Here is a 12,278-nt window from a genome sequence, read left to right as displayed (position 1 = left end):
CCGCGGTGACTTGCGGTTGCGCACCGCGGCCGGACCACGTCGGTTCACCCCGTCACCGTTCGACGTCGAGCTGCTCGCAGTCGTCGATGCCGCTGCCGCAAAGAGCACACCCGTGGCGTTGGTGATCCCGCTTCCCGCAGCGGATACACCGGTTGTGCTCGGCACCGCAGCGCTCGTCGCCGAAATCGCACGCAGCGCAAGCGTCGCAGTCTCGTCCACACTCGTCTCGTCACGACTGTCCCAACGCACGTTCTACGACCAGCTGTACGTGCGGGACTCGCCGCTGAGCGGCGTTGTTCCCAGGGCTCGGCTGGCCGCCGACGGCTCAGTTGTACCGATCGGCGACGCATATCCGGCAGCAGGCGGTGCACGGATGGTGTTCGCGACCGATGCCGGCCGCGTTCCGGATTTCGGCGGTGCCATCGTCGTCGACGGCGCCGGAGGCAGGCCGGCCGATCTCGACCGCCTGCTGCGCACCCGCCGAAATCTCGTCTACCTCACGGACAATCCGTTCGACGAAGCGCTCGCCAAGGTGCGTGACGCGAACGGTGTCGTGTGGGCGTTCGATCCGGCCACGCTGACTCGTCTCGCTGACCATCGAACAGAAGCAGCCGGACGAACAGTCGCCGCATCCTCGCAACTGCTCACCGTGGCAGGTACAAGCGATCTCACGGTCCTGCTCCCGGAGCACGACTTCTCGCTTGACGACGCCTTGCGCACCACCTGGCGAGCATTGAGATCGTTCACCTCTGAAGGGGTTCAACGCACTGCCCTCACCGCAGCGTTGCAGTGGGCCTGGGGAACGTTTCACACGTTCGCCCTGAGCCCGAGTACACCGAGTCAGTACGACACGTTCGTGCCGCGTGGACCGTACTCGACACGACTCACCGATGCTGAGACCCACGCTCGGGCAGTTGCACGGAACCTCACAGGTGCGGCGCGGGACCAGTGGATGGCGCTCGCGGACGCGTTCGGCGGACTACTGCGCGCCGCGACCGCCACTCCGAAGATCGAGCCGGTTCGACAGTGGGTGGTCGACGTGACCGAGCGAGGACGCCGAGGCGTGCTCGTGGTGCGCAACAGCACCGCTGCTCGAGCGACGACCACGATGCTCCAGGAGCACACAGGGATTCCCTTCGGGTGGCGCCGCAACATCTTGACAGTCGGACTTCGCGACCTGTTGCACGGTCGAGTGCCGCGACTACCGGTCGACTCGATCATGTTCGCGGGTCCCGTGCCGAAAGCGTTCGCGAGTTTGGTTGCCGTGCCGACGGCCGCGGAACTCGTCGTCGTGGGCGCCGGAAGCTGGGAGGGATCGCGCGCTGCTCGCCAAATCACCCAGACGTTGAACGCTCTCACCGGATTGCGCCGGGAGACAGTCGAGATCAGCTCACCGCGTCTGGACGTCCCGACCACGGGTTTGTTTGACGACCGAAGACCTGTGCTGGTGACGCGCGGCGGTTCCCCCATCGCTCCGCTCGACGATGCCACTTCACCATGGGAGCCGTTCGTCATCGACGTGCTCGCACTCTTGAGACGCGCCTCAAGCAACGGCGCCGATTCCAGCTCAACTGCGGTACCGCCGACTCGAAACGACACGGAGCTCGTCGACGCGTTGCGCATCTCGTTCACGGATGGCCAGCACCTCTGGCTCGCACCGAACGACATCGTGTATCGACGCAGCGGAAACGAAGCGCGACGCGTGGCGGCCAAGGCACTGGTCTCAGGCGACGTGATCGCATTGGTCGACGCAACAGCGCGCCGAGACCTCTTCCGGTCGGTGATCGACGTACTCGCCACCGTGAACCCGGAGTACCACCTGCTGATGTTCTTCGACAACCTGTGGCACGCTCGCATCGAGGCTGCACGAAGCCGCAATGTGGGTTGCAGGTCGATCCTCAACAGCATGCGAAGTGCTCCCGATCCGACTCGGATCACCACAGAACAGGCCATTCGCCAGTGGCTCAGCCATCACACGGTTCCGATGGACATCGCAGACGTGCGGCGGTTCGCTGTTGCCGTCGAGGACGAGGAACTCAGGGCGAACGCCGACGCGGTCGGCAGCGCGCTCGCGCACATGCGCACCATTCACCAGGCGGTGGGCCGATGGCTCTCCGCGCAAATCAACGGCGTCCAGCTGCGCATGAAGGACAGTTTGGTCGATCCTCGCTTGGGAGTGCACACCGCTGACCTGCTGGAAACCGTTTCACTTCACGAGATCGACGATGTCGCCGAACACCTCGAGCAGACGCCCGCATCCGTGATCGGTGTGGTTCAGGACATCGAACGGGTTTGACACCGTGTCACCGTTCAAGCACACTGCGCAACACTAGTTAATACGAACGCAAACAAACTCATGGGTGAGTGAGGACCTGACGGTCCGAACCGCTCCTTCGCCTACGGGCGACTTTGAAGCTAGCGAAACCCACACGGAGGGAAGCCGCCCATGTCGGCTTGGTCCGGCGATCGTGCTGTCAGCACTCATGCGTCGCCATCACCTGCGCAGGTACGTGACGCGCTGCTGGCCCATCTGCAGCGCCACATCCTCCACGACGCCGCAGGCGAGCACATCAAGGCCGGCAAACGCCTTCCTGACAGGGAGCAGGCGAAGTTGTGGCTGGGCCAGTTGGCGAGTGAGCAGCAGCTGGCAGCCGATCGCAACCGCGGCATGGGTGGTGACCGCATGGTCCCGGCTGCCGAGGGGTTCTCCTTCCTCGTCCGGGGAAGCTCACCTGTGAACCTCGACATCGAGCTCTCCTTCGCCGTCTACCTGCCGCTGCACCCGACCGTCGAGGAACAGCAGGCATTCGTCAACGCGGCGCCTGGCGACGCGTCAGCGGCCGCTCGCAGGACCAACGGCCAGGGCCACCACCTCGCTGGAATCTGGAGGAAGGTGCCGGTAGGACCGTTGCGCCTGCACACTTCGATCGCCGAGGGTGCGACCAGCCACCGCTTCGGTGCTGACAAGATCACCGCCGCCATCAGCGAGGCGACGCGTTCGGCGACCGGCACGGACCTTTACCGGCCTCGCCTCAACAACGGGATGTTGCCGCGCGACATCGACTTCGCCGATGCTCGTGCGTGGACGATCTATGTGGCGCATAACCTCCTGCCAGCCTCGGAAACAGTGCTTCCGAGGCTGTCCGCGGCGCTCGACGTCGACATCACCCCGACCGACCACGGGCGCGATTTGATGATCACCGTGGTGAACACGTCGCCAACCGACGAGGCGCAGTTCGCCGACAAGGCCTGTCAGGTTCTGTTCGACCGCAACCACCTCGACACGAAGATTTACGAGGTGAAGTTCGCAGTCACAACGCCGGCGCCGCTCGACGTCTACACCCTGGAGCAGGTCGTCCGCTCACATCGTTACGACCGCACGGTCGAAGCGTTTGGACAGGCCTGCCCGGTCGAAGTGGACTTCGACGCGAAAACCGGCTTGACGACGCTTCGCACCGGTTACGGCGCTGTGTCGACCACTGGCCGCGTACACCCTGGTGCAGCGGGGGTGGACACCTCGTTCTCGGCCTTCATAGACGAGCCGGTGTCGGCAGCGACCGCCATGGTCGATCTGCATGCGGCCTGGGTGAATGCGCATTGGTCAACCAAGGCGCTCAACGAACGTCAAGCAGAACGGATGTGGTCCGAGGAAGCCCGAGCGGCGGCGGACAGCGATGCCGCCGCAGCCCGCCGAGAGGTGCACTGGTTGCAAACCGGGCTCGCAGCGCTGACCCGCGACCCCGAACTCCAGCGAGCCTTCGTGCTGATGAACAGGTCGATGCAGAGGCTCGCCGAGAACAACAAGAAGTTCACCAGCTGGTTTCCCTTCCAGATCGCCTGGATCATCGGCTGCCTGCCATCGGTCGCCGACCCGGACTTGAACGACGACGTGCAGATCCTCGCTGTTCCGCCCGGCGGGGGCAAAACAGAGGGCTTCACCGCTGTTGCACTGGTTCACCTGTTCTACGCCCGGCTGCGCGGCGACCTGGACGGCGTCACGGTGTGGGCGCGTTTCCCCTTGCGCCTGCTCGCCGCTCAGCAGACCGAACGCTTTGCCGCAGCCGTCTTCGCAGCAGAGCTCGTTCGACGTGGCGAGGATGACCTGCGTCGCGGTACCCCGTTCGGCATCGGCTACTTCGTCGGTAGCGCGACCACACCGAACCGCTATTGGCCTCCGAGAACTCCTTGGGCACAGGGAGTCAACCCCACCGATCCGTCCGAAGCGGCCCGATGCCGAGTTCTCGACCACTGCCCGGTCTGCGACCCGGCCGGCGTGGGCGAGAAGCTCGAGGTTGCCTTCGATGAAACTCGCTGGGTCATGCAGCACAGGTGCATCAACCGAGGCTGCGCGATGTACGGTCCGCTGCCGCTCTGGGTGGTTGATGACGACATCTACCGGCACACGCCGTCGGTGCTCGTCGGAACCGTCGACAAGTTGGCTCAGGTCGCACACAACACCGCTTTCAAGGTCATCTTCGGCCAGGCCGCCGCACGTTGCACCCTCCACGGCTGGACCGTCGATCCTTCAAGGTGCAGCGTGTACGGCTGCGGTCAGGCGACGGTTCCGGTCAGGAAGGGCCTCGGGCACCTGCGGTGCGAAATCACCGACGAACTGCATCTTCTCGACGAGAGTCTTGGCGCTCTCGACGGCATGTACGAGACCGTCGTGCAACAGATCGGCAAGGAACTGGGCAACCGACGTCTGCACATCCTCGCAGCTACGGGAACGATCGAGGGGTACGAGAACCAGGTTCACCACCTCTACCAGCGGGAGGCCCGACGCTTTCCCGAACCCGGCCCGGACAGCGAAACCAGCTTCTTCTCGCACGTCGTGCATGACGATCCGCTGCGCCGCTACATCGGTGTCTATCCTCGCGGGACCACCATGGTCACCGCAGGCGCGGACGTCACCCGGATCCACAACGAGTGGTTGATCGACGCCCTCAAGGACCCTGGGGACACCGCTGCCAAGGCCGGGCTCCCGTCTGACGACCAACAGGTGGTCGATGTGGTCGCCCAAGCGCTCGCGCACGACTACGAGGTGCTGCTGGGCTACTGTCTGCGAAACGAAGACATGGCGGCGTACATCAACGACGACCGAGTCGGGGACCTGCTGGTCAGCGCGGAGAGCCAGGCAGTCATCTCCGGCAGCCAGGACATCGTCGCGATCCGCGAAGCGGTGTCCAGGCTCAACAACCCGCCACAAGATCCCGCACGCCGTACACGCCTCGTCGTTGCGACGAAGGCCATCGGACACGGCTTTGACTCGCACCGCCTCGGAATCATGGTGCTCATGGGCACGCCGACGCAAGCAGCCGAGATCATCCAGGCGACAGCACGCGTCGGGCGAGCCCATCCCGGTCTGGTGGTGCACATGTTCAACCCGTCTCGCGACCGGGACACCTCTGTGTTCCGCTGGTACGCAAAGTGGATCAGCTATCTCGATCGTCTGGTGAGCAAGGTACCGGTCAACCGCGAGTCACTGCCCGTGCTGCAACGAGCGCTGCCGGCAGCACTCATGGCCCAGCTGCTCCAGGTGTACGACCGCACGTGGACGACCTCGGCCAAGGGACGGTCCTCCCTCGGCAACGCCGATCAATTCCGCGACGCTGTTGCCTGCGGATTCATCAGGCCGGACAAGCTGATCACCGATTTGAACACCGGACTTGGATTGGACGCGAGCAACCCGTACCACGACCGACATCGGGAGGCCGTCAGGGAGTTCGTCGACAACACCTTGATCCGCCTACCGGTCGGCACCGGCGCGAACCGTCGGACGGCCGACCTGCTCCGTCCGCCGGTGCCTCGGTCGCTCCGCGACATCGAAGCTCCGATCGCCATCATCGGGTATGTGTGAGGACTGCTGCTGTGAGCACTGAAGAACTCTTCCGGTCGACCACGCAGGTGCTGTGGAGCCATCTGCCGAGGCAGCCTTACCAGTGGGGACACCGAAAGATCACCGTCGTTGGCCACGAACCGGCGCAGTTGAACTCGCTCGACGTACCGGAGGAATGGGTCGCTCCCCAGCTTCGACGACTCGTCCGGCCCTTCGCGCGACACCGCACCGCCGCGGCAGGAGCCTCCGCCGGCTCCGGGTACACGGAGCTCGACCTCGTCGACCGCGGCATGTACCAGCTGGTCACCGTCGACGGCGTCACTGCTGAGCGGTTTCCGAACACCTTCCGCTGCCGCAGTTGCGAGCATTTCGAGGTCATCGGCTCCAGAGACCCAATTCCCTCGTGTCCACGAGGACACGGCAAACTGCCGCAGTTCCAATGGGCCGAGATCCACAACTGCGGGCTGCTGCGCGAGCTGAGCCCTCCGTTGTGCGTCCGGAACTGCCACGCCCCGATGATTTTGAAGAACACCTCGCAGTTCCAAGTGGCTCAATGGTTCTGGAATTGCTCCAAGTGTCGTAGTCGTTCCGACACGCCGGTGCTCAAGTTCTGTCCCCGCTGCCGCAGCGGCCGGGTGCGGGTGATCCGCGTTGCGCAGACCTCCGCGCACTACCCGCAGCACCTCACGGTGCTCAATCCGCCAGACCGCACCACCTACAGCGCTTTGGCTTCCACGGATGTCCGTGCCGCCGCGATCGGGCAACTGATCGGATCGGTGCAGCCTGGACTGAAGGCGCTCAGCGACGCCGCGAGCGACGGCTCTAATGACAGTGATCCGGAAACGAAGGTCAGAACAGCAGCGGCTGCACTCAACATCGCCGAGGACCACCCGCTGTACCAACAACTGATCGACCACCAGCTGCGGCAGGTCACCACCGTCAACCGTTGGCGTGAGTCTGTCGATGAGCTCAAGCTCGACGAAACACGATTGGAGGCCGTGGGGGACGAGGCGTTGGCACTTGCCCGCGCACGCGTCGCAGAGCCGATCAAGATAGAGGACCTGATCAAACACGCCCCGAGCACAGAGCTGCTCACCACCTACCGGCGATATCAAGACCTGCTGAAGAAGTATCAGTTCGCTGAGATCACACTGCTGCAGAAGCTGCCGGTCGCGCACATCGTGGCCGGCTACACCAGGCTTTCGCCGACTCATGAACAGCAGACCCGCCGCGGTCCAGTTCCGACCGGGTTCAACTTCTTCCCCAGCGGACGGTCGACGAAGTTTCCGATGTACGGCCGTACGATGACCACGGAAGCGATGCTCGTTCGCATCGATCCACAGGCCGTCGTCGGATGGCTCGTGGACTCCGATGTAGCCACTGCCCCGGACGTCCACAACGCGGAGTCGGCATACGTGTGGCTGTTGCGGAACCTCCCACCGATCACTGATATCTACAACCCACCAGACGACCCCTTGACCGCCGCCGTGCTTGGTCTCGTGCACTCCATGTCGCACCGGTTCATGAAGGCGCTAGCCGTGCGCTGCGGGCTGCACATCGACTCGCTGGCCGAATACCTCTTTCCCACCGCGGCTGCTTTCCTCGTCTACGCCAATGCCCGTCACGAGTTCACTCTCGGCGGTATCGAGCACGTGTTCCGGTACGACCTCGATGCCGCATTGACCGAACTCGACGCTGATCCCCGTTGTGTGTTCGACCCACCATGTCGTCGATCGTTCGGCGGCGCATGTGCAGCATGCCTTTACACCAGCGAAGTCGCATGCGAACGCTTCAACACGGAACTGGACCGCAACAAGCTCTTCGGCACCTTGCCTCCATTGGCAGATCATCCCATCGCTTCATCCGAACCGAGGTGGCGTGCCTTCTGGCGCCCGTGAGCAACTGAGCGAGATCCCGGCTGGACGAGACTGCCACCTGATCGTCTCGTCCAGCCGAACCTGGGATACAGCCAGGCCGGCGACAGGGCTTGATCGATACGACACCATCGGGCCATGCGCTGTTGGTTGTGAGGGAGTTTCACGTCCTGCACGATCGGGCCTCATGCGCCTGCTCACGCTCGCCGCCGCCGTCGTGCTGACGATCTCCGCCGCACCCGCTGCCGCCGCCCCGGCCGCCGCCGCCCCGAAGATCGCCACCTACAACGTGTTCATGCTGTCGCGGAACCTCTACCCCAACTGGGGCCAGCTCACCCGCGCCGACCTGATCGACAGCACCGGCGTGCTGGCCGGTCAGGACGTGGTGGTGCTGAACGAGGCCTTCGACAACGCCGCCTCCGACCGCCTCTTGGCCAACCTGCGCGACACCTACCCGCACCAGACGCCGGTGGTGGGCCGCGGCCGCGCCGGGTGGGACGCGACCGGTGGCGCCTACCGCGACGAGACGCCGGAGGACGGCGGGGTGGCGGTGCTGAGCCGCTGGCCGATCACCACGAGGGTTCAGCACGTCTACCGCGACGCGTGCGGCGCGGACGCGTTGTCCAACAAGGGGTTCGCGTACGTGCGGATCGAGTCGCCGGACGGGCCGCTGCACGTGGTCGGCACGCACATGCAGGCGGAGGACTCTGCCTGCACCAGCGCGCCGGGCGGGTACCGGGCTCGGCAGCGGGCCGAGATCAGGGCGTTCCTGGCGGGCCGGAACATCCCCGCGACCGAGCCGGTGTACATCGCGGGCGACCTCAACGTCGTCCGCGCCGGCGCCGAGTTCGCCGGCATGGTCGCCGAGCTGGGGGTGCGGACGCCGGTGTTCACCGGGCACCCGTTCTCGTGGGACTGCGCGGACAACAGCGTCTGCCGCGACCAGTACGGGCCGGAGTACGCCTCCGAGCACCTCGACTACGTGCTCACCGTGCAGGGACCGGCGCTGGTCAACGAGACCCGGCGGGTGAAGAGTCCGGAGTGGACGATCTGGTCGTGGGGGCGCAGGTACACCTACACCGACCTGTCCGACCACTACCCGGTGTTCGCCGCCTAGCGCAGCGCCGGTTCGACGGTCAGGCCGAGCTCGGGCATGCCCAGCCAGTCCAGGGTCACGCCCGACTCAGCCAGCTTCACCCGCACCGAGTAGACGCTGAGCAGCAGCGCCTGCAACGAGTCCACGCCGTACGCGCCGGCGACCTCCTCGGAGCCGAGGCCGGCGATCTGGTGTGGACAGAGCCAGTCGCCGTTGCTGCTCAACGGGTCGGGCCGCGGGGTGCCGAGCCTGACCACCACCTCGAACCGCGTTCCGTCCTGCGCCACAGCTTCGATCCGCCGCTCGGCGACCACCGTTCCCAAGTCCATGCCTCCACTTAATCATAACGGCGCAGCAGGTCCTCTTCGGTCTCCCGCCGCACGACGATCCGCGCCACCCCGTCGCGCACCGCGACGACCGGCGGCCGGCCGACCTGGTTGTAGTTCGACGCCAGCGCGTGGTGGTAGGCGCCCGTCGCCGGGACGGCCAGCAGGTCACCGGCGTGCACGTCCGCGGGCAGCGGCACGTCGGACGCCAGCACGTCACCGGCCTCGCAATGCCGCCCCACCACGGTGACCGGCGCCTGGCGCCCGCCCCGTCCCACGAGCCGCACCGCGTACTTCGCGCCGTACAGCGCCGGTCGCGGGTTGTCGCTCATCCCGCCGTCCACGGCCACGAACGTCCTGGAAGCGCCCTGCTTCACCGCGCACACCCGGTACAACGTCACCCCGGCGTTCGCGACGATCGACCGCCCCGGCTCGATGAGCACCTTCGGCACCGGCACCCGGCGCACCGCGCACTCGTAGTTCAACGCCACCCGCACCCGGTGCGCGAACCCGGCCAGGTCGAACGACGACTCCCCCGGCAGGTACGGCGCGCAGAACCCACCGCCCAGGTCGAGCTGCTCGATCCGCACCCCGCACGCGGCGATCAGGCCGACCATCCGCCGCACGGTCTCCTCGTACGCCGCGACGTGCCGCACCTGCGACCCGATGTGGCAATGGAGCCCGGCGAGCCGCAGCGACGGCTGCTCCACCACCCGCAGCACCGCCTCCAGCGCCGCGCCGGAGGCCAGTGAGAACCCGAACTTCTGGTCCTCCACGCCGGTCGCGATCGCCGCGTGGGTGTGCGCGTCCACGCCCGGCGTCACCCGGACCAGCACCTCCTGCCCGTGCCGGGCCAGCGCGCCGAGCTGGGCGATCTCGTCGAACGAGTCGACGACGATCCGCGACACCCCGTGCGCCAGCGCGGCCTTGAGATCCTCGCCGGTCTTCACGTTGCCGTGCAGGACGATGCGCGATCCCGGCACACCGGCCATCCGGGCCAGCGCCAGCTCCCCCGCGGACGACACGTCCAGCGACAGCCCTTCCGCGGCCGTCCACCGGTAGACCTCGGGGCACGGCAACGACTTCCCCGCGAACACCACCTCCGCCTCCGGCAACGCCGCGACGAACGCCCGTGCCCTGGACCGGACCGTCGACTCGTCGAGCACCTGGCACGGCGTGCCGAACTGGGCGGCGAGACGGGCCGCAGGAACCCCACCGAGGACGAGGCCGGCGCCGTCGAGACGGGTCCCGTCCGGCCACAGACCCCGTTCCAGCACCGGTTCGGTGGTGCATCCGGTGCTGGGCAGCAACTCCGCGAGTGTCATGCCTCGATTGCACGCCGGTCACCGGCGCGTGTCAGGGCCCGCGACGCGACCCTGACACGCGCAGCGCCCACCTTGACGCGATCCTGACGGGCGCGGTGGCCTGGAGCACATCGAGGTGTCGAAGGGCCCCAACGGGATCGGCACGTGTGCCGGTCACGCCGTGACGTCGATGAGCGCCTTGCCGACAGCGCCGTTCTCGACCGCCCGGTGCGCGTCGGCGGTGCGGTCGAGCGGCTTGCCACCGTCGTTGTCGTGGTGGAGCACAGCCTTCACGGAGTGCCCTGCCGTTCGTCATCCGAGGTGGAGCTCACCGGAGCGGGACTCGACGGCGTCGAGGGTGGCGAGCGTCGCGGCGTCGAGGGCGATGTCACCGGCCGCCACGTTGGCTTCGAGGTGGGCGGCGTCGGCCGTGCCGGGGATGAGCAGCACGTTCGGCGCGTGGTGCAGCAGCCAGGCGAGGCCGACCTGGGAGGGCGTGATCCCCAGCGACTCCGCGACGGCGTGCACCGCGGGTTCGTCGGTCACCTTGGGCAGACCGGGGAACGCCCCGCCGAGCGGGAAGAAGGGCACCCAGGCGATGCCCTCGGCCACGCACAGCCGCAGCAGGTCCTCGTCCTCGCGGGAGACGAGGCTGTAGGCGTTCTGGACGCACGCGATTCCGGCGGGCAGGGCCCTGCGCAGCACGTCGAGGCTCACGCTGCTCAGCCCGATCGCACCGATCTTGCCCTCGTCGCGCAGAGCGGTCAGCACGTCGAGCTGGTCGTCGAGGCCGACCACCTGGTCGCCCTCCGCACGCAGGCCGGGGCCGGTGTCCACACGGCGGAGGTTCACCACGTCGAGGCGGTCAGTGCCCAGGCCGCGCAGGTTGTTCTCGACGCTGGCCCGCAGCTGTTCGGGGCGCTGCGCGAGCCGCAGCGGCAGCGGTCCCGCGGGGTCGGGGTCGGCGCCGACCTTGGTGACGACCAGAACGCCGTCGCCGGGCCGCAGCGCCTCGCGGATCACCCCGTTGACGAACCCGTTGCCGTAGAACTCGGCGGTGTCGACGTGGTCCACGCCCAGCTCGACCGCCCGCCGCAGCAGCGCCACGGCCTCCTCACGCCGGTCGTGCAGGCGTTCGAGCTGCATCGCGCCGTAGCCCACGCGGTGGACGGTGCGGTCGTGCAACGTGCCGGTCGGGGTCGTCATGCCGTGGTCTCCTCGGTGGGTGGTCGCAACGCGGCTTGGAGCAGTGCGGCGAGGTAGAGCGCGATCACCCGGCCCGCGACCGGGGCGGCCTGCTCCCGAGCGGTGGCCGGGTCGCCGCCCTCGGCCTTGACCAGCCACGCCGTGGTGCAGTCGTGCACCATCGCGCGCAGCTGGTCGATCATGTCCGTGACGATGCGGCCGATCACCGGATCGGTCGTCGCCTCGGCCCAGATCTGCACACCGAACCGGGCCTCGACCGGGTCGATGGCGCCGGTCATGCGGGCGAGCAGGTCGTCGGGACTCGGCGGGTTCTCGTTCCGGGCGTACTCACCGAGCACCTCCGCGCGCTTGGCCAGCGTGGCGCGGGCGGCGGCCTGGACCAGGTCGGCCTTGCTGCGGTAGTGCGCGTAGATCGATCCGGTCGACAGCCCCGACTCGGCCGTGATGTCGGCGATCGACGTGCGCTCCAGGCCGCTGCGCCCGAAGCAGCGCACCGCCGCCTCGGTGATCTGCGCACGCCGGAGCTCCTTGCGCGCGTCGGTGAGCCGCGGCAACCGGACCTCCACAAAAAGAATCGCCGTTCTGCTTGTGTCGAACACTAGCAGAACGGCGGCTCTTTTCACGTTGCTGCTCGGC

At 67.0% G+C, this 12,278-nt stretch carries 8 protein-coding genes; 4 read left to right on the top strand and 4 right to left on the bottom strand.

Annotated features, from left to right (window positions below; translation table 11 throughout):
* Positions 1-10 precede the first annotated feature (10 nt).
* From ADL03_RS46925 to sph, 4 genes are all read left to right on the top strand, one after another.
* On the top strand, positions 11-2,296 hold the full coding sequence (locus ADL03_RS46925) for a hypothetical protein (protein ID WP_157528596.1): 2,286 nt from the start codon (positions 11-13) through the stop codon (positions 2,294-2,296).
* Between the two features lie 150 nt (positions 2,297-2,446).
* Complete coding sequence (locus ADL03_RS14395) at positions 2,447-5,857, top strand: hypothetical protein (RefSeq protein ID WP_053733857.1); 3,411 nt, start codon at positions 2,447-2,449, stop codon at positions 5,855-5,857.
* Between the two features lie 11 nt (positions 5,858-5,868).
* Positions 5,869-7,734, top strand: a complete 1,866-nt coding sequence (locus ADL03_RS14390; RefSeq protein ID WP_053733856.1) for a zinc ribbon domain-containing protein — start codon at positions 5,869-5,871, stop codon at positions 7,732-7,734.
* A gap of 163 nt (positions 7,735-7,897) precedes the next feature.
* Positions 7,898-8,827, top strand: coding sequence for a sphingomyelin phosphodiesterase (sph, locus tag ADL03_RS14385; protein WP_053733855.1), 930 nt, complete (start codon positions 7,898-7,900; stop codon positions 8,825-8,827).
* On the opposite strand, the gene ADL03_RS14380 is transcribed toward sph, so the two are convergent.
* The 4 genes from ADL03_RS14380 to ADL03_RS14365 form a co-directional block, all read right to left on the bottom strand.
* Positions 8,824-9,135 carry a hypothetical protein gene (locus ADL03_RS14380; protein WP_053733854.1) on the bottom strand — a complete coding sequence of 104 codons (312 nt, stop codon included), beginning with the start codon at positions 9,133-9,135 and terminating at the stop codon, positions 8,824-8,826. The two genes, sph and ADL03_RS14380, sit on opposite strands and share 4 nt — an antisense overlap.
* Before the next feature lie 8 nt (positions 9,136-9,143).
* Complete coding sequence (lysA, locus tag ADL03_RS14375) at positions 9,144-10,457, bottom strand: diaminopimelate decarboxylase (protein ID WP_053733853.1); 1,314 nt, start codon at positions 10,455-10,457, stop codon at positions 9,144-9,146.
* 291 nt (positions 10,458-10,748) lie between these two features.
* Positions 10,749-11,642 carry an aldo/keto reductase gene (locus ADL03_RS14370; protein ID WP_053733852.1) on the bottom strand — a complete coding sequence of 298 codons (894 nt, stop codon included), beginning with the start codon at positions 11,640-11,642 and terminating at the stop codon, positions 10,749-10,751.
* Positions 11,639-12,208, bottom strand: a complete 570-nt coding sequence (locus tag ADL03_RS14365; RefSeq protein WP_053733851.1) for a TetR/AcrR family transcriptional regulator — start codon at positions 12,206-12,208, stop codon at positions 11,639-11,641. The genes ADL03_RS14370 and ADL03_RS14365 overlap by 4 nt, the downstream gene beginning before the upstream one ends.
* Positions 12,209-12,278 lie beyond the last annotated feature (70 nt).

Source organism: Nocardia sp. NRRL S-836 (assembly GCF_001279525.1).
In the GTDB taxonomy this organism is placed as follows: domain Bacteria; phylum Actinomycetota; class Actinomycetes; order Mycobacteriales; family Pseudonocardiaceae; genus Lentzea.
This window is presented reverse-complemented; position numbering and strand designations above follow the sequence as displayed.

What these genes read in the sequence shown, in the direction of transcription:
- ADL03_RS14395 (WP_053733857.1), top strand. Translation starts at nt 2,447, where the DNA reads ATGTCGGCTTGGTCCGGCGATCGTGCTGTCAGCACTCATGCGTCGCCA.
- sph (WP_053733855.1), top strand. Translation starts at nt 7,898, where the DNA reads ATGCGCCTGCTCACGCTCGCCGCCGCCGTCGTGCTGACGATCTCCGCC.
- ADL03_RS14380 (WP_053733854.1), bottom strand. Translation starts at nt 9,135, where the DNA reads ATGGACTTGGGAACGGTGGTCGCCGAGCGGCGGATCGAAGCTGTGGCG.
- lysA (WP_053733853.1), bottom strand. Translation starts at nt 10,457, where the DNA reads ATGACACTCGCGGAGTTGCTGCCCAGCACCGGATGCACCACCGAACCG.
- ADL03_RS14370 (WP_053733852.1), bottom strand. Translation starts at nt 11,642, where the DNA reads ATGACGACCCCGACCGGCACGTTGCACGACCGCACCGTCCACCGCGTG.